At 66.5% G+C, this 25,354-nt stretch carries 17 protein-coding genes and 1 pseudogene; 2 read left to right on the top strand and 16 right to left on the bottom strand.

All coding sequences use genetic code 11. From position 1 onward, the window contains the following. Positions 1 to 140: 140 nt before the first annotated feature. The 4 genes and pseudogenes from HLH48_RS10365 to HLH48_RS10350 form a co-directional block, all read right to left on the bottom strand. A pseudogene (locus tag HLH48_RS10365) lies at positions 141 to 413 on the bottom strand (IS481 family transposase); the annotation flags it as partial. 116 nt (positions 414 to 529) lie between these two features. Further along, complete coding sequence (locus tag HLH48_RS10360; protein WP_182997435.1) at positions 530 to 3,694, bottom strand: error-prone DNA polymerase; 3,165 nt, start codon at positions 3,692 to 3,694, stop codon at positions 530 to 532. Then, positions 3,691 to 5,238, bottom strand: a complete 1,548-nt coding sequence (locus HLH48_RS10355; protein WP_182997434.1) for a Y-family DNA polymerase — start codon at positions 5,236 to 5,238, stop codon at positions 3,691 to 3,693. The genes HLH48_RS10360 and HLH48_RS10355 overlap by 4 nt, the downstream gene beginning before the upstream one ends. Next, the gene (locus tag HLH48_RS10350) at positions 5,129 to 5,914 is read right to left on the bottom strand and encodes an ImuA family protein (RefSeq protein ID WP_182997433.1); all 786 of its coding nucleotides are present in this window, start codon (positions 5,912 to 5,914) and stop codon (positions 5,129 to 5,131) included. The genes HLH48_RS10355 and HLH48_RS10350 overlap by 110 nt, the downstream gene beginning before the upstream one ends. Before the next feature lie 206 nt (positions 5,915 to 6,120). Here HLH48_RS10350 and HLH48_RS10345 point away from each other — a divergent pair, with 206 nt between their 5' ends. Then, positions 6,121 to 8,193, top strand: a complete 2,073-nt coding sequence (locus HLH48_RS10345) for an ATP-dependent helicase (RefSeq protein ID WP_264813485.1) — start codon at positions 6,121 to 6,123, stop codon at positions 8,191 to 8,193. Between the two features lie 3 nt (positions 8,194 to 8,196). Here HLH48_RS10345 and HLH48_RS10340 read toward each other — a convergent pair whose 3' ends face one another. From HLH48_RS10340 to HLH48_RS10295, 10 genes are all read right to left on the bottom strand, one after another. Further along, the gene (locus tag HLH48_RS10340; RefSeq protein ID WP_182997431.1) at positions 8,197 to 8,403 is read right to left on the bottom strand and encodes a TOBE domain-containing protein; all 207 of its coding nucleotides are present in this window, start codon (positions 8,401 to 8,403) and stop codon (positions 8,197 to 8,199) included. Next, entirely contained in the window at positions 8,400 to 9,419 is a 1,020-nt protein-coding gene (gene galE / locus HLH48_RS10335) for a UDP-glucose 4-epimerase GalE (RefSeq protein ID WP_182997430.1), read from the bottom strand. The genes HLH48_RS10340 and galE overlap by 4 nt, the downstream gene beginning before the upstream one ends. Before the next feature lie 30 nt (positions 9,420 to 9,449). Beyond that, positions 9,450 to 10,913, bottom strand: coding sequence for a mannose-1-phosphate guanylyltransferase/mannose-6-phosphate isomerase (locus HLH48_RS10330; protein WP_182997429.1), 1,464 nt, complete (start codon positions 10,911 to 10,913; stop codon positions 9,450 to 9,452). Between the two features lie 199 nt (positions 10,914 to 11,112). Beyond that, the gene (locus HLH48_RS10325) at positions 11,113 to 12,171 is read right to left on the bottom strand and encodes a glycosyltransferase family 8 protein (protein ID WP_182997428.1); all 1,059 of its coding nucleotides are present in this window, start codon (positions 12,169 to 12,171) and stop codon (positions 11,113 to 11,115) included. Between the two features lie 222 nt (positions 12,172 to 12,393). Continuing rightward, on the bottom strand, positions 12,394 to 13,980 hold the full coding sequence (locus HLH48_RS10320) for a lipopolysaccharide biosynthesis protein (protein WP_182997427.1): 1,587 nt from the start codon (positions 13,978 to 13,980) through the stop codon (positions 12,394 to 12,396). A gap of 6 nt (positions 13,981 to 13,986) precedes the next feature. Continuing rightward, positions 13,987 to 15,132, bottom strand: coding sequence for a glycosyltransferase family 4 protein (locus tag HLH48_RS10315; protein WP_182997426.1), 1,146 nt, complete (start codon positions 15,130 to 15,132; stop codon positions 13,987 to 13,989). Next, the gene (locus HLH48_RS10310; RefSeq protein WP_246387216.1) at positions 15,129 to 16,394 is read right to left on the bottom strand and encodes a glycosyltransferase; all 1,266 of its coding nucleotides are present in this window, start codon (positions 16,392 to 16,394) and stop codon (positions 15,129 to 15,131) included. The genes HLH48_RS10315 and HLH48_RS10310 overlap by 4 nt, the downstream gene beginning before the upstream one ends. Next, positions 16,391 to 17,536 carry a glycosyltransferase family 4 protein gene (locus tag HLH48_RS10305; protein ID WP_182997425.1) on the bottom strand — a complete coding sequence of 382 codons (1,146 nt, stop codon included), beginning with the start codon at positions 17,534 to 17,536 and terminating at the stop codon, positions 16,391 to 16,393. The genes HLH48_RS10310 and HLH48_RS10305 overlap by 4 nt, the downstream gene beginning before the upstream one ends. Continuing rightward, entirely contained in the window at positions 17,523 to 19,742 is a 2,220-nt protein-coding gene (locus HLH48_RS10300) for a GumC family protein (RefSeq protein WP_182997424.1), read from the bottom strand. The genes HLH48_RS10305 and HLH48_RS10300 overlap by 14 nt, the downstream gene beginning before the upstream one ends. Positions 19,743 to 19,755: 13 nt before the next feature. Further along, a complete protein-coding gene (locus HLH48_RS10295; RefSeq protein ID WP_182997423.1) occupies positions 19,756 to 20,487 on the bottom strand; it encodes a sugar transferase in 732 nt (243 codons plus the stop codon). 796 nt (positions 20,488 to 21,283) lie between these two features. Between HLH48_RS10295 and HLH48_RS10290 the strand changes: the two genes are divergently transcribed. Beyond that, the gene (locus HLH48_RS10290; RefSeq protein WP_182997422.1) at positions 21,284 to 23,377 is read left to right on the top strand and encodes an AfsR/SARP family transcriptional regulator; all 2,094 of its coding nucleotides are present in this window, start codon (positions 21,284 to 21,286) and stop codon (positions 23,375 to 23,377) included. A 225-nt stretch (positions 23,378 to 23,602) separates the two neighbouring features. Here the strand turns inward: HLH48_RS10290 and HLH48_RS10285 are convergent, their stop codons facing one another. Together HLH48_RS10285 and HLH48_RS10280 are read right to left on the bottom strand one after the other, a co-directional pair. Continuing rightward, positions 23,603 to 24,478 (bottom strand): glycosyltransferase family 2 protein, encoded by an 876-nt coding sequence (locus HLH48_RS10285; protein WP_182997421.1) that lies wholly within the window; start codon positions 24,476 to 24,478, stop codon positions 23,603 to 23,605. Beyond that, positions 24,475 to 25,341: a glycoside hydrolase family 16 protein gene (locus HLH48_RS10280; protein WP_182997420.1), complete on the bottom strand. Its 867-nt coding sequence runs from the start codon at positions 25,339 to 25,341 to the stop codon at positions 24,475 to 24,477. The genes HLH48_RS10285 and HLH48_RS10280 overlap by 4 nt, the downstream gene beginning before the upstream one ends. Positions 25,342 to 25,354 lie beyond the last annotated feature (13 nt).

Raw genomic sequence — 25,354 nt, 5'->3', positions numbered from 1 at the left:
ACCTTCGCTTTGAACTCCGCGCTGTAGCGCTTTCTCGTCGTCTTCATTCCCGTCCATTCCTTCAGGTCGGGATGAGCTTAACACCCTGTCCGATTTTCCGGCTCCACCTCATGGGAAACCGATCGGTCACGCTAACAACTCTACAAGGCTTCCTGTAGCGGGCTGCTGTCATGTTGGGAGACGTCATTGGCGTAATCAAGGATTTCGTCGACCTGTTTCGGGATGCCACGACCAGCCGGTTTGACATAGTCTGGATTACGGGACGCAGGATGTTTTTCAAGCCACCACATGATGTATTGGGCGGGAGCCGTGCCGCCCAGAACGCGCCGTGGGCGATGATTGTAAGCGCAACAGAAGCCTCTGAACAGAATTTCCAGATCTTCGCGGCTTGAGACACAGACCTGTAGTACTTCTGCGAACCATTTCATCACCGCCGGTGTCATACGTGCCTGTGGGGGGATCTGAAACATCATTCAATGCTATCCTTCACCTCGCCGCAGCCGCAGATTGCACCGATATCTAATAGGATTTAATGAAAATCCCTCGATCTCACAACCATCTTTTCCGTTTTTTCTCCCTCGCCCGCCCCATTCCCCAGGCCCGCTCCCCTGTTTCCCACATCGGCCAGCAGGTCGGAAAGATCCGTGATCTCGCGTGCCACCAGATGCACGACCTCCCCTTCTTTCTGCACGCTGCCCATCACGGCAAGCATCTGCCCCGACATGACCCGCCTGCGATATGTCTCGAACAGGTCGCGCCATATGATGACGTTCAGCGCACTGGTTTCGTCTTCAAGCGTCAGGAACACCACGCCCTCGGCCGAGCCGGGGCGCTGGCGCACCAGCACCAGGCCGGCTGCCGTCAAACGCCTGCCATCCCTGGCCTCCATGGCATGCCGGCATGGCACGATCCCCATCCCGCGCAGATCGTCGCGCAGAAAGGCAACGGGGTGGTCGCGCAGGCTCAGGCCGATCCGGTTGTAATCCCGCGTCACCTCGGCCCCCGCACGCATGGGCTGAAGCCTCACGGCGGGCTCCTCCGCCTCCCGCGCAGCAGAGGCCGCCGCGAACAGCGGCAGGGGCTCGTCGCGCAGCGCCCTGATCGCCCACAGCGCCTCGCGCCGTGGCAGGCCCAGGCTGGGCCGGAACGCATCGGCTTCGGCCAGATGCGTCAGCGCCGCCACCCTCACCCCCGCCCTGCGCCACAAATCGTCGACGGAAGCGAATGGCCGATCCCCCCGGGCTCCCACGATGCCGGCCGCATCCCTGTCGCTCAGTCCCCTGACCAGGCTCATGCCCAGCCGAACGGCAAGATACCCTTTTTCCGTCGCCGGCCCTTCCAGCGTGCTGTCCCAGCGCGAGGCGTTGATGCAGACGGGCCGCACCTCCACCCCATGCTCGCGCGCGTCCCGCACCAACTGGGCCGGCGCATAGAACCCCATCGGCTGGGAATTGAGCAACGCGGCCAGGAACACATCGGGATGCCTGCATTTCATCCAGGACGAGGAATAGGCCAGGATCGCGAAACTTGCCGCATGGCTCTCTGGAAAACCGTACGATCCAAACCCTTCCAACTGCTGGTAGATCCGCTGCGCGAACGCCTCGGGATAGTTCTTCTCCTTCATCCCCTCGATCAGCCTTGTCTGGAACTTCGAGATCGTGCCGGTATGTTTGAACGTGGCCATCGCCCGCCGGAGCTGGTCCGCCTCCGCCGCCGAAAATCCGGCACAGACCATCGCCACCTGCATCGCCTGCTCCTGAAATAACGGGATCCCGAGCGTCTTTTCCAGGACATACCGCAATTCCGGCGTCGGATACTCCTCCTTCTCCAGCCCCTCGCGGCGGCGAAGATACGGATGGACCATATCCCCCTGGATCGGTCCCGGGCGGACAATGGCAACCTCGATGACCAGATCATAGAATGTACGCGGCTTCAGGCGCGGCAGCATGGACATCTGCGCGCGGGATTCGATCTGGAACACCCCGATCGTATCCGCCTTTCGGATCATGGCATAGGTCGCGGCATCCTCGGCCGGAATGCTCGCAAGCGTGAAGTGCTGCCCCTTGTGCGCGGCCAGCAGGTCGAGCCCCTTCTTCATACAGGTCAGCATGCCCAGCGCCAGGCAATCGACCTTCATGAATTTCAGCACATCGATATCGTCCTTGTCCCATTCGATGATCTGCCGGTCGTCCATCGCCGCCGGCTCCACCGGCACCAGCTCGTCCAGCCGGTCATGGGTCAGCACGAACCCGCCCGGATGCTGCGACAGATGCCGCGGCACGCCGACCAGGCAACATGCCAGGTCCAGCGTCAGCCGGATGCGCCGGTCCGACAGGTCGATGCCGGTCTCCCTGAACAGCTCGGGGTCCGCATGTTTCGACCAGCCCCAGATCTGGCCGGACAAGGCGCCGATCAGGTCCTCGGGCAGGCCCATGACCTTGCCCACATCCCGCAACGCCCCCTTGGCGCGATAGCGGATCACCACCGCCGTCAGGGCCGCCCGGTCGCGGCCATAATGGCCGTAGACCCACTGGATCACCTCCTCGCGCCGCGCATGCTCGAAATCGACATCGATATCCGGCGGCTCGCCCCGCGCCTCCGATACGAACCGCTCGAACAGCAGGTTGTTGCGCGCCGGGTCGATGGCGGTAATCCCCAGCACATAGCAGACCGCGCTGTTGGCCGCTGATCCCCGTCCCTGGCACAGAATATCCCGCGAGCGGGCATGGCGGACGATGCTGTTCACGGTCAGGAAATAGGGCGCGTAGTTCATGCGCCCGATCAGGGCCAGTTCATGCGCCAGGCTTTTCCGGACCGGATCGGGAATGCCCTGGGGATAGGTTCGTTCGGCCTCATCCCACGTCAATTCCTCCAGCGCCTGCTGCGGCGTCCGCCCCGGCACCGACACCTCGTCGGGATACTGGTAGGCCAGATCGTCCAGGCTGAAGGCGCAGCGCGCCACGATCCCGACCGTGCGCCCGATCGCCTCGGGATAGCGGCCGAACAGGCGCGCCATCTCGTGGGGCGGCTTCAGATAGCGGTCGGCATGCCGCTCGCGCGCGAAGCCGGCCTCGTCGATGGTGGTATTATGCCGGATGCAGGTCACGACATCCTGCATGATGCGCCGGTCATGGGTATGGAACAGCACATCGTTGGTCGCCACCGTCGGCACCCCCGCCCGATGCGCCAGTCCGGCCAGTTCATGCAGGCGCACCTGGTCGTTGGGCCGCCGCCGCAGGGTCAGCGCCATATGGGCACGATCCCCGAATACAGCCTTCAGCGCGCGCAGATCCCGCGCACACGCCGGATCCGCCCCATCCGGCACCAGCAGGACGATCAGCCCCTCCCCCCAGGCCACCAGGTCCTCCCACAGCAGATGGCACCCACCCTTGCCCGCCCGCGCCTTGCCCAGACTCAGCAGGCGGCACAGCCGGCCATAGGCGGCCCGATCGGTCGGATAGACCAGCACGGGCGAAAAATCGGCCAGGTCGAGGCGACAGCCGACCACCAGCCGGACCCCGGCCTCCTTCGCCGCCACATGGGCCTGCACCATACCGGCCAGCGTATGGCGGTCGCACAGCCCCAGCGCCTCGATCCCCAGCGCCTTCGCCCGCCCGAACAGCTCCGCCGGCGACGACGCCCCGCGCAGGAAGGAAAAATGGCTCGTCACCTGCAATTCGGCATAGCGGCTCATCCGAAGATCCCATGCACGAACCAGCCCTGCGACCCGGTCTCGCCATGTTCCCCGTCACCGGCGCGATAGAGCCAGAACCGCTCGCCCCCCATATCCTCCACCCGGAAATAATCGCGGGCGGTGGTCAGTTCGCCGTCCTCCTTCCACCATTCGCCGAACACCCGCTCCGGCCCGTCCGCACACCGCACCGTCCGCCGGACACCCCGCCAAATGAAGAAGACCGGCGGCTGGTCGGGCAGTTCGGCCATCGCCTGCACCGGCTCTGGCCGGGGCAGCAGGCGCGCCGGGCGCGGCCAGTGGTCCGGCCAGTCCCGTGCCTCATCCGGCGCCAGCGCGGGCACGCGGCGCAAGGACCGTTCGGGAATGTCGCTCTCGACCGGGGCCAAGCGATACAGCGCCCCCGCGCCGACCCGGTTGGCCAGCACGTCGATCAGGCCCGAAATATCGGCCTCCTCCGTCTCGCCGAGCAGCGACAGGGCCTGCCGCGCGCCCATCGGCTCGGCCCGCACGGCCGTCAGCACCATGCGCTCGATCCCGAAACCGGGGTCGATGGTCTCGATCTTCTCGCACAACAGCCGGGCCAGCCGTCCGGCATCGCGCACCGGCCGGGCGGTCGCCACCCGGATCGCCTCGGCGCGACTGTCCACCCGGTGCAGCAGCAGGTCGAGACACCGCGCCCCCTGCCCGCGCTCCTCCAGCATCCGGCACAGCGGCGGCACCAGCGCGCCGATCATCCGCGCGATCGTCTCGGCCGCCCCGATCGGCTCGGCGAAATTCCGGCTGACCGCCACCGGATCGACGGGCCGGACAGGCACGATGGCCTCCCCCACCCGCCCGAACGCCTGGTCCAGCCGGCGCGCGACCTCGGGGCCGAAACGCAGGGCCAGCGGCGCGCGCGGCATCCCGGCCAGCGCACCGATCCGCGACACCCCCAGCGCCCGCAACCCCTCGACGATATCGTCGGGCAGGCGCAGCCCCGCGACCGGCAGGTCCGCCATCGCGGCCCCACCCTCGCCGGGCGGCACGACCACCATCCGCGCCCGGCCATGGCGCACCAGCGCGTGGGCGGCCCCCAGCGTATCGGCGACGGCCACCCGGGCGCTCATCCCGCTCTCCCGCAGCCGCGCGACCATCGCCGCCAGCATCGCCGCCTCCCCGCCATGCAGGTGATCGGCCCCGGACGTATCCAGCACGATCCCATCCGGCGGATCGGTCGCCACGATAGGGGCGATGCGGCGCTGCAACCACAGCGCCAGCGCCTCCAGCCCGTCGCGATCCCCCTGCGGATCGGCCTCCAGGACGGTCAGGTCGGGGTACAGCGCCCGCGCCTTGGTCACCGGCGTGCCGGGCCGCAATCCCGCCCTGCGCGCGGCCAGATCGACCGACAGCACGACCCGGCGCCGTCCCGCGCGCCCCGCCAGCGCCAACGGCGCGTCAGGCGCGGGCGCGCCAGGCCGCTTCCTGGCCCGGTCCGTCGGCCAGAACGGCAGGTACAGCGAAACGATCCGCGACAAGCCGGCCCTGGGCCAGTCTCCCCTCTCCATCACAGGCCTCCACGTCAAACACCGCCGCCTCCCCGGCCCGCGCCCGGATCAGCTCCAGCCGCCAGCGCGCCCGCCCCACGCCGGGCACCGGCAGCGCGGTCGACGGCAGCACCGACACCCGCCAGCGCGTGACGCTGGCCGTCGGCTGGCCGAAATCCGACGCCCCGGCCGGCCGCCGCCACCGCCGGATCGCCATGCCCAGCGTGCCCGACATCTCGGCCGCCAGTTGCAGGCGGCGCGATGCCGTCATCGGCAGCCGCGCCACCTCGGCCACCACGGCCCCCAGCCCGCCATGCCGCAGCCCCTCCTCGAAACAGGCCAGCACATCGACATCCGACCGGGCCTGGACATAAATCACCCGCCGTCCCGGCAGCCCCGCCTGCATCAGCCCGGGCGCGAACAGATCCTGGCGGGTGACGATCCACAGCACCTTGCCCCGCGTGCGGGCCGCGATCCCGGCGGAAAACTGCGCCGCCGCCGCGGCATGCAGGGCATCGCGCCCCCCGCCCGCCACCTCATGCAGCGCCCCCAGCGCCAACCCGCCGCCCGGCAGGCGGCTGTCGATCTCCCGCAGGCCGAACGGCAGCAACGCCCGCCTTCGCCCGACCCGCCCCTCCAGGCGGCTGATCTGCGCCCGCAGCACCTCCAGCGCGGGACGGGGTTCGGATGCGGGCATGCGGCGGGACGATCCATCCATTGTTGCCCTCACCGGGGCTTCCCAACCGGTGGACGGGCGATTATGTTCTCTATTTGTTCCTTAACGGAACAGGCGTCAACGATTTTCGCGCCGCCCCGCGACATTTGATCCGCGCCGCCTCATGGCGGACACTATGGACCGGCATCGGGCGACGATCCGATTTTCAGGAAGGTACGGGACCAATCGTGGGCGACAGATATCTCGACAGGCTGAACGACGCGCAACGGGCCGCCGTGACGCACGGCGTCGCCCAGGGCACCACCACCGGCGCGCCCCCGCTTCTGGTCATCGCCGGGGCCGGATCGGGCAAGACCAGCACGCTGGCCCACCGCGTCGCGCACCTCATCGTCAACGGCGCCGATCCCCGCCGCATCCTGCTGATGACCTTCTCCCGCCGCGCCAGTGCCGAGATGGCGCGACGGGTCGGGCGCATCTGCGCCCAGGTACTGGGCAACAGGGCCGGCCCGATGGCCGACGCCCTGGCTTGGACCGGCACCTTCCACGGCATCGGTGCCCGGATCATCCGCGCCCATGCCGAACAGATCGGCCTCGACCCGGCCTTCTCGATCCACGACCGCGAGGATTCCGCCGACCTGATGAACCTGACCCGGCACGAACTGGGTTTTTCCAAGACCGAAAGCCGCTTCCCGACCAAAAATACCTGCCTGGCGATCTATTCCCGCGCGATCAATGCCGAACAACCGCTGGGCGACGTGCTGCTGAAACATTACCCATGGTGCGCAGGCTGGCAGGAACAGCTTAAAACCCTGTTCGGCGCCTACGTGGCGGCCAAGCAGGCCCAGAACGTGCTGGATTATGACGATCTACTGCTGGTCTGGGCACAGATGATGGGCGATCCGGTGCTGGCGGCCCAAATCGGCGACACCTGGGACCATGTGCTGGTCGACGAATATCAGGACACCAACCGCTTGCAGGCCACGATCCTGCTGGGCATGAAACCCGATGGCACAGGCATGACCGTCGTCGGCGACGACGCCCAGAGCATCTATGCCTTCCGGTCCGCGACGGTGCGCAACATCCTCGATTTCCCGTCCGCTTTTCCCATTCCGGCCACCGTCCTGACCCTCGACCGGAACTACCGCTCCACCCAGCCGATCCTCGCCGCCGCCAACGCGGTGATCGAGCAGGCGTCCGAACGCTTTGCCAAGACCCTCTGGACCGACCGGGAATCCGAGGCCCTGCCCCGCTTGGTCTGCGTGAAGGACGACGCCGACCAAGCCCGCTATATCGTCCAACGCGTGCTGGAAGAGCGGGAACAGGGTACGGCTCTGAAGCAGCAGGCAGTGCTGTTCCGGGCCTCGCACCATAGCGGGTCACTGGAAGTCGAACTGACCCGGCACAACATCCCGTTCGTGAAGTTCGGCGGCCTGAAATTCCTCGACAGCGCCCATGTCAAGGACGTGCTGGCCATGCTGCGCTTCGCGGAAAACCCGCGCGACCGGGTCGCCGGCTTCCGGGTCATGCAATTGCTGCCCGGCGTCGGCCCGACTTCCGCCCGGCGGGTGCTGGATGCCATGCAGGCCACGCCGGATCCCCTCGCGACCCTGGCCCACGCCACGCCCCCGGCCCGCGCCGGCGCAGGCTGGACGGGCTTCGTGGCCATGACACAGGGCCTGCGGACCCGCACCGCCGGCTGGCCGTCCGAAATCGGCCTGATCCGCCACTGGTACGAACCCCACCTGGAACGATTGCACGAGGGCGCGGCCACCCGCCTGGCCGACCTGCGGCAACTGGAGCAGATCGCGGGCGGCTACCCGTCGCGCGAGCGCTTCCTCACCGACCTGACGCTGGACCCGCCGGACGCCACCAGCGACCAGGCCGGCGTCCCGCGACTGGACGAGGATTATCTGATCCTCTCCACCATCCATTCCGCCAAGGGGCAGGAATGGCGCGGCGTCTTCGTGCTGAACACCGTCGATGGCTGCATCCCCTCCGACCTCGGCACCGGCGAGACCGAGGAAATCGACGAGGAACGCCGCCTGCTCTACGTCGCCATGACCCGGGCGAGGGACTCCCTCGACCTGATCGTGCCGCAGCGTTTCCACATTCACGGGCAGCACGGCCTGGGCGACCGCCATGTCTATGCCGCGCGCACCCGCTTCATCGGCCAGGACATGCTGCCGCTCTTCGAAACCCGCGCCTGGCCGCTCGTCCCGCCCGAGGACGCGACACGCCAGGAAGCGGCCAGGCAGGTGCGCATCGACATGGCCGCCCGACTGCGCGCCATGTGGAAATAAGGTCTATTTTCCCACCATCACGTCCGACGCCTTGATCACGGCATACGCCTCGTCGCCCAACACCAGGCCAAGATCGTCGATCGCCTCGTTGGTAATCGCCGAGGTTATCACGACCCCACCCCCGATATCGATCGTCACATGCCCGGTGGTCTGCCCCTTGGTCACCGCCGTAACCGTGCCCCTGATCTGGTTGCGCGCGCTCAGCCTCACGCCATCTCTCCCAGGGCAGGCACGGTGTCGTACCCCTCGGGATGCGCCAGGCGCCAGCGATACGCCGTCGCCACGATCTCGTCGAGCGCGACGAAACGCGGGGTCCAGCCGGTCTCCCGCCGTAGCCGCTCGGCCCCCGCGACCAGCCGGGCCGGGTCTCCCGGGCGGCGGGGGGCCAGGCGCCAGGGCACCGTGCGCCCGGTCACCCGCTCGACGCTGCGGATCACCTCCATATTCGAATGGCCGGACCCGGTACCGACATTATAGACCACGCTGCGATCATGAATGACGTCCAGCGCCGCCAGATGCGCCTGCGCCAGGTCCGTGACATGGATATAGTCGCGGACACAGGTACCGTCGGGGGTGGCATAATCGTCGCCGAACAGGTGCAGCGCGTCCCGCCGCCCCAGCGCCGCATCGATCACCAGCGGGATCAGATGCGTCTCGGGGCGATGGTCCTCGCCGATCCGCCCATCGGGGTCGGCCCCGGCGGCATTGAAATACCGCAGGCAGGCACTGCGCAGACCATGAATCCGGTCGGCCCACAGCAGCGCCCGCTCGACCATATGCTTGCTTTCGCCATAGGGCGATCCGGGTATGATCGGCGTCTCCTCGGTAATCAGCGCATCGTCGGTCTGGCCGAACAGCGCCGCGGTCGAGGAAAAGACGAAACGCCTCACGCCATGGCGGACGCAGGCATCGATCAGGGTAAAGCCCAACCCCGCATTGGCTTCCATGTAGCGCAGCGGATGCTGCATGCTTTCGCCCACCAGCGACAGCGCCGCGAAATGCAGCACGCCGTCCCACGGTCCACGAGCCAGGACGCTGTCGACCAGTGCGCGATCCGCCAGATCCCCCTCGACGAACGTCACGCCGTCGGGGACCGCCTCCCGGTGCCCGGTGCGCAGATTGTCGAACACGACCACATCATGGCCGGCGTCCCGCAACGCGAAGACGACATGGCTGCCCACATAGCCCGCGCCGCCGGTCACCAGAAAACGGGATCGCTCTGTCATAAGTCTTGACCTTCTCTGTCTCACCGGCCGTCAGGTCCGGTTGTAGGTGTCCTCGAAGCGGATGATATCGTCCTCGCCCAGATACGATCCGGTCTGGATCTCGATCAGCACCAGCGGGATCCGGCCGGGATTTTCCATCCGGTGCGTGCATTCCTGCGGCAGGTAGATACTCTCGTTCTCGTGGACGGTAATCCGTTCCTCATTGCGCGTCACCAGGGCCACGCCGCTGACGACCACCCAATGCTCGGCGCGATGATAATGCTTCTGGAGCGACAGTTTCTCGCCCGGCAGCACGACGATGCGCTTGACCTGGAAGCGCGCGTCCTGGATCAGGCTCTCATAGAAGCCCCACGGGCGATAGCAGCGATTATGCGCCTCGGCCTCCTTGCGGCCCTGCGCCTGTAGCCGGGCCACGATCTTCTTCACGTCCTGCGCCCGGCTGCGCTGCGTGACCAGGACGGCATCGCGGGTCGCGACCACCACCACATCGTCGACGCCGACCACGGCGGTCAGCAGATCGTCCGAGCGGACATAGCTGTCATGGACCGATTCCAGGCACACATGCCCCTGCGTGACATTCCCCCCGGCATCCTTGGTGCCGATGTCCCACAGCGCGTCCCAGCTCCCGATATCGGTCCACCCGAAATCCCCCGCGATGACGGCGGCATGGTCGGTATGTTCCATGACGGCATAGTCGAAGGAAATATCCGGCGTGGACAGGAACGACGCGGCATCGAGACGCTGGAAGATCAGGTCGCTGGCGCGCCGTTCCACGGCCTGGCGGACAGGCGCCAGCACCGCCGGGGCGTGGGCCTCCATCTCGTCGAGCAACGTGCGGGCCGTGAAGACGAACATTCCCGAATTCCACATGTATTTTCCCGATTCCACCAGCTCGGCGGCGGTCGCCGCGTCCGGCTTCTCGATAAACCCGGCGACGACGCTGGCCTCGGGCACGCCCGGCAGCGCCCTGCCGGCCTCGATATAACCATAGCCGGTCTCGGGCCGCGTCGGGTGCATGCCGAAGACGACGATATGACCGCGCTGCGCGGCGGCGGCGGCGGCCGGCAGAAGCTGCTCCAGCGTTTCCGGCCGCGTGATCACGGCATCGGCGGCCATGATCCACAGCACGGCATCCGGGTCGGTCTCGGCGACCAGCAGGGCGGCGGCGGCGATGGCGGCGGCGGAGTTGCGCCCGGCGGGTTCCAGCACGATCCGCGCCTGCTCGATCCCCGCCTCGCGCAATTGCTCGGCGATCAGGAAGCGATGGTCGTTGTTGCACAGCACGATCGGCGCCTCGAACATCGCGCCGACACCCCGGCTGGCCGTTTCCTGTAGCATCGTGCGCGCGCCGACCAGCGACCAGAGCTGTTTCGGATAGCTGGCCCGCGACAGCGGCCACAGCCGGCTGCCCGTCCCGCCGGACAGGATGACCGGAACGATCCGGGTCGTGCTGGCGACTTTCGTGCCGATCATCGGAAGGGTCGTGTCAGACATCGCATGCTCCTCGTGCTTCATCCATTCGTGGAATTCCATGCCGGGCACAGGCCCTTCCCGGTCGGGCCGCCGCGCTGCCGGAACCCCATGGCGCAGCATGAAAAAACCAGTAGCACACGCCGCCCCTATTGTCAGTAGAAGGCCGCGCCATGCCCCGTTCCGCCCGATCATGCGCGGACGGTTTCCAATAACGCCGATATCAGAATGACGCCCCGACGGAAGGCGCCAGCACCGGCTGGCTCCTCGCCCGATCGGGCGGTTCCTGGGCGCTCTCCACCTGCTTCAGACCGCGCTCATAGGCCAGGATCCGCTCCCGCTTCACGCTGAGAGCCCACGTGAACGTCTCCGTAACCCGTCTGTAGCGCTGCTGGAGATGATATCGCACCCATTTGGCCCGCCCGTTCCGGCGCCAATATGGCGCCGTCTCCGGAAACCGCGCCGCCACCTCGCCATAGGCCTTCCAGCCGCCATGGTTCCATGGTGGAAAGGCGCCGTTCCAGGGTTTGGGCTGCGCCATATAGTGGACGATCCGCGGCCCGATCAGCGAGGCCACGCGCGCATTGTACATATAGGCCGGGAAATTCCATGCCAGCGACATCGGCAGGCAATACGGCAGCCCGACGAGGTTCAGCACGTCCTGGTCGGGAAAGCGCGACCCCGCCTTGCCGGAAAAGAGCTTCCACGCCTCCGCGCCGATCCGCGCCCAGCCCTGCCGTTCCGCATGGATCACCCCGGTATTGAAATACCGCCGCGCCTCCGAAGGCGACAGGCCGAGAGAGGCGAAATGCGCCGCGATGCCACGCCCATGCCGATCGGTATCGTCGCATGCGAAGGTCATGGGGTCGGCCGCGGCACGGAACATCCCATGTGGCAGGTGCATGGTCAGCAGATCGTCCAGCGACGCCTCGACCTGGGTATCACCGTCCACATAGAGGAAATACTCATAATGTTCCGGAAGCAGCTCCGCCAGGAACAGGCGCGCCAGCATCGCAGGCGCGCCATGGATATCGGCCTCGCTCCGGTTCATGAACCTGATATCGGCGCGCGCGCAGGCCTCGGCGAACACAGCGGCGGCCACCGGGTCGATCCCGAAGGCGATGATGACGATATCCGCCAGATGGCGCGACGTGTGCCGTCGCGCCTGCACCGCGCTCACGAAAGTAGGAAAGAGATAGGACTGGTCCGGTGTGTAGCAGACACAGTGTCTCGGCATGCCCGAGGGCAGGCCTGCGGTCTGGGCGGATTCCGCGATGCGCATCGGCTCTTGCACTCCCAACCCCATTTCTGAAGATCCGATACGGACCAGCACCATTTCATCATGATTACCGATACCAGCGCGATCGATCAAACATCGATGGATCACGATTACCATGATAACGTCTTTATAACGCTCCATCCGCGTCAAACGGTCGACGGCACATCCCCGGCGGAAAACGCGACACGGCAAAAATGGTTTCCGACAGGCATGACGACGCCTCGCTCACTGGTTGCGATAATCGCCCACCGGAGCAGACAAGTCCGTCCCCTGGATCCCGGCAGGCGCAGCCTTGCGAAACATGCCTGCCGTCTTTGTCCTTATTATGACCAGCGCATGACCCATCCGGTCAACGACCAGTCTCTCAATCCCGTCGGGCCGCCGCGCGACGGACCACAGAGCCAGCAGGGCACCCGCATAAGCGCAGGCTCCGACGGCGCCACACGCCATCAGCCCGGCGGCGGCATGCCCGAGCGTATCGGCGGGCGGCAGAAGCCTCTTCAGCCCCTCGACCGCCAGCACCATGACCACGGACGCACCGACGCTGCGTTTCCATCCCAGGATCTGGTGGCGGACACTCAGGCCCGTCAGGCCACGCACCAGGAAAAGTCCATATATGTTCGAAGCGAATTCGGAGACGAACCGCGCGGCGATCACGCCCCAGAAGCCGGCCCACAGCACGCCCGCGACCACCAGCGGCAGCTTGACCGCGAATTCCAGCAGGTTGCGGCGCAGGATGGTCTTCGTCCGCCCGAAGGCCATCAGCAGCGGATAGCTCGCGAGCGTGAACACGGCGGGCGTCAGGCTCAACGCCAGCCAATGAACCATCGGTCCCGCCCCCGCCCAGTTGGCCCCCACGACCACCCGCACCGTGCTGTCCGAGACCAGGCTTTCGCCGATCAGCAGCGGCAGCCCGACCGTCGCCATCGCCACCGACGCTTTCTGGTAGCTGGCGGCCAGCCGCTCCCTGTCGTCCCCGACATGGGCAAAGGCCGCCATGACCGGCCGCGCCATCGGGCCGAACAGGGCGAAGAAAGGAATATTGGTGATATCGCCGGCGGTGGCGAACAGCCCCAGCGCACTGCGATTCACCACCTTGCCCAGCAGCAGCCGTTCGAACTGCCAGTTCAGGGCACTGACGATCTGCGCCACCGTCATCCACCCGGCGAAGCCCGAAAAGACGGAAAGCTCACGCAGGCTCAAGCGCGGACGATACGGCGCGAAACTGTAGGACTGCGCCATCATCGCACCGGAATACATCACGGTGCTGAACGCCAGCGCCCAATAGCTGTGCGTCAGGATGGCCAGCGCGGTCCCGAAGACGAAGCTGATCCCCTTGCCCGACAGTTCGATGGCGAAATCGCGCCAGAAGCTGAGCTGCTTCTGGAACGCCGCCATGCGCGGGCTCATGATTCCCCGCATAAACGGACTGAACGACAGAAAGAAGATCAGCGGCGCCAGCCGCGCATCATGGTAGAAATGCGCGGCGGGAATCGCGCAGGCCCCCAGGATGCCCGTCAGCACGCCCCCCCGGATCAGGCCGATCGTAAAGGCGGTGTCGTAATGCGCGCGCTCGATCACCGGCAGCCGCAGCAACGCCTGGTTGATCGGCAGTTCCAGCACCGATTCCATCAGGGCGCACAGGCTGGCGGCAATCGCCACCAGCCCGAAATCGGCGGGCAGCAGAATGCGCGTCAGCACCAGCATGCTGCCCAGGTCGATCAGGCGCGTCGTCAGGCGTGCCACCACCATCAACGCCGCGCCCGCCGCCGCGCGCGTGCCGATATTCGCCGGCTTCTCCGTTTCAGACATGCGCCATCACGTTCCGAAATGAGGATGCCGGGAGACGATATCCGCCGCGTGCGGCTCCTTCCTGATGACTTCCTCGTAGATGCCCATATAGTCCGGCACCAGCCGCCGCACGTCGAAGATGTCGGCCCCCTTCCGCGCGGCATATCCCATCGCCGCCCGCTGGGCCGGGTCCCGCATGATCCGGTCCAGTTCCTGGGCCAGGATGGCGGGCCGCCCGGGCGGGACCAGACACCCCGCCGCGCCGAATTCCAGCATTTCGGGCGTCCCGCCGACCGCCGTCGCGACGATCGCGCAACCGGCGGCGCGGGCCTCGCCGATCGTCAGGCTGCCCGGTTCGGCGTAGGAGGCCAGGACGAAGATATCGGTCTGGCCATAAAGCGCCTCAGGATTTTCCACATAGCCCAGAAAGACGACCCGCTCGGACAGGCCGCGCGCCGCCACCTGCGCCTCCAGCGCCGCGCGATCCGGCCCCTCCCCGGCGATATAGAGCGTCCAGTCCGGCATCGACGGCAAGGTCGCGGCGGCGGCTTCGATCACGTCGAAAATGCCCTTGCGCCCATGCAGGCCGCAGATCAGCGTGATGTTCGGATGCCGCAGCTTCGGCGCCTCTCCCGCCGCGCTCGCCGGCGCGAGCGCGTTCATCCGGGCGGAGGCAACCGGCGCATTCCACACCACCCGCGTTCGCGTCGGCGGAAAGCCGCGCTTGACGAGCGCCTGCCGCTCGGCCTCGCTGACGGCGATAATCCTGTCGCCCAGCCGCATCAGAACCGAATGCCAGTCGAAGGAATTATGCACCGTCGTCACCAGCGGCACCCCCGCCAGACGCGACGCGGCAAAGCCGACCAGCGCGCCGCCCATCATATGGGCATGGATCATGTCCGCCCGGACGGCACGGCACAGCCGCGTCAGCGCCAGCGCGCTGCGCGCCATCGCGAGCGGCTTCTTCTGGTCCTGCGGCATCGTCACATGATGGACGCCCTCGCGCTCCAGCAGCCGGACGAACGTTCCCCCGGCGCTGCCGAAATACACCGTGTGCCCAGCCCTCGCCTGCTCGCAGGCCAAGTCGACCGCCACATGGACGTTGCCGTTCCCGCGTCCGCAATGTTTCGACAGATGGATGATCGTCCTGCGTGGCTGAGAAAAGACGTTCATAGCACTTCGTCTTTCAGTCCATGATGCCGCCGGGCCCACGTGTCCGTAACCACGTCGCCTTCACTCCCCGCCCTTCGGATCCGCTCCGGCGGCCCGGCGCGAGGCGAGACCCGCGCGGCCAGCGCCTCGTCGACGATTTCCACGAAACGCCGACGAAATTCCTCCTCCGAGAACCGCAGCGCATTGGCGCGACAGGCTTCGGCGCTGACCAGATGACGCTTCTGCTCGAATCTTCGCACCGCCGCGACGATCGCGTCCGCCGTCTGTTCGAAAAAAAGCAGGCCGGTGGCATCGGTTCCGTCATCGTCGATCACGATGTCGCACGCGCCCCCCACACCATAGGCGATGACCGGCGTACCACAGGCCTGCGCCTCGGCCATGACGATCCCGAAATCCTCGGCGGCGGCAAAGACGAAGGCGCGGGCACGCCCCATCAGCCCCACGAGTTCGTCGAGGCGCACGGGCGCGCGGATCTCGATATTCGCGCAACCGGCGGCGGCGGCCCGGATCGCGTCCTCGCCCTCACCCTCCCCGACGATGACGAGCCTGCGCTCGGGCATCCTGGCAAACGCTTCGGCGATCAGGTCGATCCGCTTGTACGGCACGAAGCGCGAGACGACGAGGTAGAAATCCTGCCGCTCGGCTGCGGGCCGAAACCGCTCGACCGCGACCGGCGGATTCAGGACCAGCGCCTCGCGACGCCACGCCTTCTGCACCCGCCGGGCGATATAGCGCGAATTGGCAACGAACAGGTCCACGCCGGCGGCCGATCGCGCGTCCCAGTTGCGCATCCGGTGGAGCAGCCAGCGCGTGTACAGGCCCAGGCCACCCCATCCCAACCGCCGTTCCTCCAGATAGCGCGCCTGCAAATCCCACGCGTAGCGCATCGGGCTATGGACGTAACTGACATGAAGCTGGTCCGGCCCGGTAATGACCCCCTTCGCCACCGCGTGATGGCTGGAGATCACCAGGTCGTAGTCCGTCAGGTCGAACTGCTCGACCGCCAGCGGCATCAGCCCGAGAAATTTTCGGAAATGTTTCCGTGCAAAAGGAAGTTTCTGGATGAACGATGTCCGGACGGTATGTCCCTTGAGAAACCCGCGATGTTTCTCCTCCATGAAATCCGCGACCACGAAGACATCCGCCGACGGATAGCAAAGCAGGATCTGCTCCAGTACATGCTCCGATCCCGCATGTTTCTCGAGCCATTCATGGATCACGGCAACCCTGGGGGTCGGCGCGGAACGCGAACTGCGCATCATGTGGATGGCTCCATGCTGGAGGGATGACGAACATGCGCCGGGGCGGCATGCCGCGCGGCGTCGATCAGTCCGGCCATGGCGGCGCTGGCCTGCACCCAGTTATAGCGCAGCAGCCGCGTGGCCCCGGCGTCGCGCAGCCGCCCTGCCAGCCCGTCTTCGTCGAAGACGCGCAGAACCTGCCGCACGAACGCCTCCTGCGAGAACGGGTCGGCGAACAGCGCCGCCTCGCCGCAGACTTCGCGCAGGACCGGGATATCACTCGCAACGACGGGGCAGGCGCAGGCCATCGCCTCGACCGCCGGCAGCCCGAACCCCTCATAGCGCGAGGGAAACACGAAACAGGCGGCGTGCTCGTACAGCGCGCGCAGGGCCCCGTCGGACACCCGGCCGAGATAGCGCGCGGCCCGCGGCATGTCCTCGCCGCCCTGCTGCTGAAAAATCCCCTCCCGCCGCGCGCCCGCGATCGCCAGCACGCAGCCGCGCGCCTCCAGCGCCTGGCCCAGCTTCGCCAGGATGCGCAGGTTCTTGTGCGCGACCAGGTTGCCCACCACCAGCACATAGCGCCCGGGCAGCAGGTCGTTCGCAGCCAGGACCGTGTGGTCGGCCGGCACGGCCCGGATATGCTCGCCGCCCTCCGGAATCACCGAGACCTGTCCGGCCGGCGCGCCCAGATGCTGCATGATCTCGCGCCGCGAGAATTCCGACACGGTGACGATCCGTACCCGCCGCGCGACCAGTCCCGCCTGCATCACGCGATAGATCGCCCGAAAGCGCGCGGAATAGGCTTCCGGCACGCTCGCCCAGCCGCAATCATGGATCACGACGATCTGCCGGCGCGCCAGCAGCGGCGCCGTATTGCCCAGATTGACCAGCAGCCCGTCGGACGTCACCCACGGCAGGACGGTCTGCTCCCACAGATGTCCACGCCCGAAGCCGACGGTCCGCACCGGAACCTGTCCCAGCTCCGCCGCCGCGTCTCCTCCCTCCGCTCCGGAGGGAGGAACCACGATGTCCGAAATGGCCCCCCGCCGCGCCAGCCCCGCGGAAATCTCGATCGCGAAGCGCTGGACGCCACTCAGCGTCTGTCGCAGGAACCGGCCATTCAGATGGACGGGGAGGCCCCGCGCGTCATGCGTGGCCATAATTGCCCGGATCCTGCACCAGATAGGTCTGCATGCCACGGTCCCGGCCGAGGTCGTTCATGTCCGCCTGGGTCAGGATGCCGCCCAGGATGCGCACCCCGTAGGCCTGGAGCCGCCGCAGCGCGGTCTGCACGGCATCCATCTCGGTCCGCTGCCAGCGCACGGCCATGATCGCGCCGTCCACCAGCCGCCCGGCGGAGGCGGCGTCCGGAATGACCAGCACCGGCGGCATATCGACCAGGATCAGGTCATAGCGGCCGCGCGCCTCGGCAATGACCGCCCCGAGCTGTTTCAGGTCGAAATGCGGATTCAGCCCGCCGGGCGCCTTGCCGCGCAACGTGATCAGGTCGACATTCTGCATGATGTCCCGGGTGACCTCCGGCAGGCGGGACGGCCCCAGCCCCGACGGCGGACGAAATCCGGGACGCAGCGACAGGCCGACCTGGTTGCGGCGGATATCCGCGTCGATGATCAGCGCCCGCCCGTTATTGCGCGCGATACTCGCCGCCAGCGCCACCGAAAGAAACGTCTTGCCTTCCCCCGGCACGGCGGAGGTCACAAGGACCGCCTGCGCGCGAAACCGCTCGTCGCCATGCAGCAGCATGTTGCAGATATGATCGACCGAGAGCGTGTAGGACGAGGTCCGGTATTCCAGCAGTGCCCGGCGCTCCCGCCCCGCGAAGGGCACGACACCCAGCGGAAAGAGCGTCGTCCGCTGTTCGAGCTGCTCCAGCGTCCGCACGCCCGGCCGCAGCCGTTCCAGCACGATGACACCGAAACAGCCCACCGCGAACGAGAGCAGACCGGCCGCGCCGAGCAACTGTCCCCGGTGCGGCCCGGACGGACCGAGCGGGATCTCCGCGTTCGAGATAAGGACCGCGTCAGGCTCCTGCATCGCCGCCTGGGCCGACGTCTGTTCGAAACGGGTCAGATAGTCGCGATAGACCACCTGGGCGGCGTCCGCCTCGCTGACAAGCTGGCGAAGCTGCACCTCGGCCACGTTCTCGCCCGCGACGGCGCCCTTCAGGTCGCGCACCCGCCCCTCCAGCGTCGCCACCTGCGCGCGCGTCGCGTTCAACTGGGCGCGCAGGCTGCCGGCGATCCGGCCCTGCTCGGCACCGATCCGCGCCCGCAACCCGGCGATCGCGGAATCGATCTGGCGCAGGCGCGGACTGGCCGACATGTCGGTCACCGCCAGCGGCGCCCGCTGCCTTTCCAGTTCGGCGAGCGCCGCCGACAGTTGCTGGATCAGCGGCGACGCCACCACGGCGGGCAACGCCCCCAGCGATCCGCTCCGCTGCGCCTCCAGCACCTGGTCATACGCGCTCTGCTGCTCGGCAAGCTTGTTGGACGCCTCGGTCAAGGCGATATCGACCCGGCTCATCCGGCGGCCGGTCAGGGTCGTCTGGTCGCCATCGCGCGAGACTTCCTGGCTCAGCACCAGGCCATGCGCCCGGCGGAACTCCTCCACCCGGCCTTCCGCCTCGGCCACGCGTGACCGCAGGGTGCCGATCTGCTCGTTCAGCCATTCATGGGCATGGGCCACGGTCGTGATCTTGAGGTCCCGCATGAAATCCAGATAGGCGGCGGCATAGGTATTGACGATCCGGGCGCTCAGCGCCGCGTCGTTCGTCTTGGCGCTGACGGCGAGGATGTACGAGCGGCCGTCATTGCGGATCTGCACATGCCCCAGCAGCCAGCCGATCGCGACCTGACGCTGCTCTTCGGGCGAAAGCGGCACGAACGGGGCCCGATCGATGCCCAGCCGGTGCCGGACCGCATCGATCATCACCATCAGCCTGGACGGCGGCGGCGGATGAATCAGCTTCTGAAGCTCGGGCCGGTGGATCAGATCGATCCGATCGACCACCTTCCCCGCCATGTCCCGCGACAGCAGGATGTCGGTCTGGCTGCGGATCATCAGGGTGTCGCCGGTCACGGCGCCGCCATGGGCCTGAAGATCGGTGAATTCGCTCTTTCCCGTATCCACGAGGAGCGAGGCCTGAGTCTCGTAATAGCGCGGGAGATACAGGATCACACCCGCCAGCGGCATGAACAGTCCGGCCGTGATCAGCAGCGCGGTCCATTTCCGCCGCCGCACGACGACCAGGGCGTTCCCGAGCGGCATTTGTTCCGCCGCATTCGCCGCATGCGGCGAATGCGACGGGGCGACGAATGATTCGTCGCGGACAGACAGCATTGTCATGTCATGGGCACTCCTAATGCGCGCCGTCGTGCCGCAGCACGGCGGGGATCGTTTTCAGGAGGATCAGGACATCCTTGCGAAACGTCCATTGCCGGACATAGGTGCTATCGAGTGCCACCCGGCGCGCGTAACTGGTGTTGCTACGCCCGCTGACCTGCCAGAGCCCCGTCAGGCCGGGCCGGGTCGCGTAATAATAGGCGATATTGTCGCCATAGCGCTCGATTTCGGCCCGCACGATCGGGCGCGGCCCGACCAGGCTCATGTCACCGCGCAGGATGTTCAGCAATTGGGGCAGTTCGTCCAGGCTGGTCGCGCGCAGGAAGCGGCCCAGCCGCGTGATACGCGGATCGCGGCGCAGCTTCTGCGTCTCGTTCCATTCCGCGCGCGCGCTCTCGTCGTTCGCGAGAAGCGTCTTCAACAGTTCGTCGGCATTGACGGCCATGCTTCTGAACTTGAGGCAGCGGAAAACCCGCCCGTTCTCGCCAATCCGGTCATGGCCGAACAACGCGGCCCCGCCATCCCGGCGGACCAGCACGGCGATCGCCAGCATCACGGGCATGGCCAGGAACAGCATCGTCGCCGAGATCACGATATCCATCGCGCGCTTGCGCGGGTCCCGGATCGGCGTGGCGCTTTCGGGCCTGGCGCACCGTCCGCCCATCAATCCCGGATAAGGAACGACCACCGTCGCATCGTCCGCGAGAAAGACGGTCCCCATATAGTCCTCTTGTTTCAGAGCAGACATATCAGCACCTCGTCATCAGCGAAGAATGAAACTGTCAGTCATGTTGGATCAGCATGATCCAAAACCCGATCGTCATCTCTCCGGTACAGTCCAGACGTTGCCTGCCTTGGATCAAATGACGCAATATAAAAACAATGGTTAATGTACTTTTCACAATTAACGAAAGTATTTATACAGGGTATTTTTCGTTATTCGTTGGTTAAAATATAGTTTCCGAACGGAAATCATTCCATTTATCCGTCAGGGATATTGCAGTACGCACCCCCCGTTCGGCGGATCGCTCACGAGAACGCGAGTATCCATTTCCGCTCCCGGCGAACACGGTCGCGGCCCCGCCGGGCTTTCCCGCTTGAATAATAGTTTTTTAACGATGATATTTTACCGCGCCGTGGAACGACAAAACTTGACATTCCTTATATCGCGGGGCGTCCGGCGTCTTTTCTCCAGACCGGGCGTTGTTCTCGGGCGGTGAGGCCGGGCGCCACGCAAGGCCGTCGGCGACAAGCGGAACCGGGCAGCAACAAGCTGGGGAAAGGAACAGAGGCGACCATGGTCGACAAGCCTGACATAACGGCGGAAAGTCCCACCGGATCACCGATGGCGGCGGGCACGGAACGGCCTTTCAGGACCCACGCGACCCGGCGCGCCCCACGACCGGCGGCAGCGGGCGGCCTGCCACAAAACGACCTTATAACGGTCGTATCGTTCCAAGACGTCTCCGGCACGCCGGAGATACCGGCTTGTTCATCGACAAGGCGCGACGCTCCCCATTCCGGTCGTGGCGCAGGAAAGGAACATGACGTGCAGCCCGTCTTTCTTGCCGTTCCCGTCGCGGCACGACGCGGAAGCGCCTATCGCGCGTCCCGAGCAGGGGGTGCGCGCTGACGTGACGAGCCAGGCAGAAAACATCCTGAAAATTCGTCTGATCGGGCACATGGTCGCCACGACCGCGACGGGCGAGAATATCCTTCCCGCCGGCGCGCGCAGGACCCGCGGGCTGCTGGCCATCCTCGCGTTGTCCAACCGCAAGCCGGTCATGCGCCAGCGCCTGACAGAGCTTCTATGGAGCCGCCGCCCGACCGATCTCGCGCGCGCCTCGCTGCGGCAGGAAATCCATCGCCTGCTCGACGCGCTCCAACCTTTCGGAAACGAAATCATCGACATCGGGCGGCATACATTGACGCTCAAGCCGGACCTGACATCGGTCGATGTCGAAGAGATCTATAGCCGCGGCCTGGATGCGCTGGACGAGGCGATCGAGCCGGAGGAAATGCTGTTCATCGACCTGAACGGAATCGACCCGGCCTTCGACCTCTGGCTCCAGACCCAGCGGGCCCGGCTTTCCCGCCACATTCAGGGTCTCATGACACCCGCCCGAACAAACCTTGAGGATCCGACGGGCATCTTCCTGCCACCGGCTCCGGTCACCCCGGGCAGGCTCTCCCCCGACAATGATGGCGACACGGGTCTCCACGGGACCCGGGTGCCGAACGGCGCCGCCAATCCGTTCCGCGCCTTCTCTCCCGGCAGTTCCCCCTGGAAAGAGCCCGACTCGGCGCTGGAAGCCTTCCGCCGCCCGCCGCCCTCCCCAGCGACCGAAGTGCCTCCCTCCGCGCCGCATGCGGATGGCGAGCAGCCGCCCCACGCTCCGGTGCAGAAAGTGCGCGCCCTCACCCTCGCCATGATGCCGATCGAGACGAAAGATCCGTCATTCACGGCCCTGGCCGACGAATTCGGAAGCCAGCTCAACGTGCTGTTCGTGGGCTCCGACGTCTTTACGCTGGTCGTCCCGCGCCATTCGCACGGCGGCACGGAGAATCTCGCGGACTGGATCGAGTCCCTTGTCGAGCGAAAGCAGATAGACTTTCTGTGTACGGGCGTCCTGCACCCCGGCGACGACGGCATGCGGCTTCCCCCGATCCTGCAACTGCGCCTGATCGACATGCAGCATGGCGGCGAAATGATCTGGACCGTGCGCACCGCCCTGCCCCCAAACATCAGGCAGCATCCCGGCGTCGCGATGCCCCTGCTCGCCCGCGCTGTGCTGTCGGCCCAATGGACGGCCGTCCTGCGCAATGCCAGGTCCCTGCTCAAACGCAGCGTCCAGACATTGACGCCCGACCAACTGGCGGCCCGGGCGCTGAGCACGCTGTTGCAGGCGAACCACCAGGCATTGCATGACGCCGAAACCCTGCTGAAACTCGCGGAATGGCTCGGCCCGACCCAGCCGCTCGTGGCCCTCGCCCGCGCGGTGACGGAAATCACGCGCGCCGGCGCCTTCCTTCAGGACGACTACACGACGGGCGTGGCACGTGCCCTGGCGGCGGCGCAGCACGCCGCCGTTCTTTCGCAAAACAATCTTAGCCGCAATTTTCTGCTCGCGTTTGTCTACAGCCATATCCCCGGCCACGCCGACACGGCCGAAGCCCTGCTGTCCGCCTTCAAGATCGCCGACGAGCAGCACGACCAAGCCTGGTTCGCGCCGTATCGGGCACTCCAGGCCCTGCTGGCCCTGATGAACGGGCAACTGGAAACGGCGCGCGAGCTGATGCGGCATTATCGCGTATCGGGCAACGCCCAGCCGCTCAGCATCGCGACCGACCCCGGCGCGGCTCTCTATCTCTTCCTGCTCGACCTGCCCCAGGAGGCAAGCAAATGTGGCCGAATGGTCGCCGCCCTCTATCCGCAGCTCCCGTCCGCGCTGGTATATCACCTCGTGGCGCTGACCGGCGAGGAGACAGGCACCGCGCGGACCAATATCCTGGCCCGGCTGACGGCGCTCGATCCGACGCTGACGATCCGGCGCGTCATGGCCGCCCACGCCCACCTGCCCCTCTGGGCCCGCGAAAAGCTCGAAAAAGCCCTGGGCCGGACAGGCCTCCCGGAATAGGGCCCCGCCGAAAACGCACCGGAGGCGCATGTCCTCCGCCCTCTTTCCCGGGTGCGTTTCCCACGCCGGCCGGCTCACTTCCCGCGAGAAATCCTGATCCACCGGGCAATCAGCAAGGCGACCGGAACACTCAGGGCGACATAGGCCCCGATGGCGGCGAGGATTGTCTGGATCATACCCGTGCGCGACCGCCCCATAAAGAAAAATGCCGACAAAAGGCCCGTCTCACAACAGCGAAGCCCGCTCCGGCGAGATCTGTCCGCGCACGAGGTCGCGAAAGGCCAGCATGTTTCCCACGAGCCGGCCGCGTCTGTCTACATAGGGTTCGGGGCGCAGCGCCTTCGCGGTATTGGCCATCAGGTTGCGGATGATATGGTTCCAGGCCCGCGACCGGGGATAGCCCTCGCCCTTCGCCGCGATATAAAGCGGGTTGGCAACCTGGGAATAGCCCAGCCTGACCCCCGAGCCACGGCCCCGCTTCACCCCCAGATGGACGCCGCGCGCATCCGCCAGCAGCACCACGTCGCCATGGGCGGCCAGCCTGCGCGACAGGTCCACGTCTTCCTGCCATCCGTAGAGCGGCAGGCGCTCGTCGAATGTCAGCCCATGGGCCCGCATGGGGCCAAGCCTCAGCGCCATGTTGCAGCCATAGCCGGTAAAGACCGGCCTGGCGTCCGGCGGCGCGGTCTCATGCCCGCGCGCCGCAAGGATCGCCCGCCCCTCCGCGACGCTCAGGCCCGGCCCGTTGATCCCGTCCGCCAGGACGGTCCCGGTCGCCACGACCACACGCTCGTTCGCCTGCATGCACCGCTCGACAGCGCTCAGATAGTCGGCATCGGCCAGGAAATCATCGTCGAAGAACATCACGACATCGGCGTCGGGAACCGCGGCGATGATCGCATTGCGCTGCCGGGTCAGTCCACGCGGCCCGGTCATCAGCCGCACCCCGGCATACGCGTCGGCCGCGCCCGCCATATCCTCTTCCGACGGTGCGCAGACCACCACCTCATCGGGCTGGCGGCGCTGATGCGCGAGGTCGCGCAGCGTCTCCGCCAGGACAGGCGCCCGTCCGGCCGTGGCAATCCCGACGATAATCTTCATGGCGTATTCCCCTGCACTGTCTTGGCTCTTTCCTGCGGTGCCGCTCTTGGCTGATAGACGCGAATATAATCGACTTCCATGGTCGACGAAGGCGGCGCCTTGTCGATGGGCCATCCGCCCCCCAGCCCCAGGTCGACAAGCACGTCCAGGCCGCCGATCGGCCGGCGCGGCGTCGGTGTGCGCCAGATTTCCCGCCGGTCGAAATAGAAGATCACCCATTGCGGCGAAACCTCCGCGCCGAAGGTATGAAACGCCTGCGACAGGGTGCCGCTGGGAACGGACTGGATATGCATCTCCGAATGGTTGCCGTGGCTGTCCGCCAGGTCCCAGTTCGTAACGGTCGTGTTATAGGCGGCGGGAAATTTTCCATAATGCTCGATGATATCGACCTCCAGACTATGCGTCCGCGATCCGTGCGGCACCAGCTCGTCCAGCCAGAATCCGGGCCACACCCCCTCCCCCGCCGGCAGGCGCGCCCGCATCTCGAAATAACCATAAGGTGCGGTGAAACCATGGCCATAGCCCGGCGATGATGACAGCAGGCCGGACCGCCACGCGCCATCTGGTCCCCGACGCATCTCTATTCTCAGGATTCCATCTTTGACGGTAAACGGAAACCCCGGTTGCGGATCGACGAAGGCGGCCTGGCCGAAATCGCCGTTCCATGGCGTATGCGCGCTCCAGACCGTATCGGGTCCATGGGCGGAGACGCTGAGATGGTCGAATTCGTCGTCAAAGATCATGGTCCGACCGGCCAGGTCGATCATCTCTCCCGTCGCGGCGGCAGCCGTCCCCTCCGACAGGCCGCACCAGGCGATGCCGAGCGCAAGGAAGCCGCGTACGGCCAGGCTGGGTCTGATCATGGCGTCTCCTTGG

Source organism: Gluconacetobacter sacchari, from assembly GCF_014174255.1.
Taxonomy (GTDB): Bacteria; Pseudomonadota; Alphaproteobacteria; order Acetobacterales; family Acetobacteraceae; genus Gluconacetobacter; species Gluconacetobacter sacchari.
This window is presented reverse-complemented; position numbering and strand designations above follow the sequence as displayed.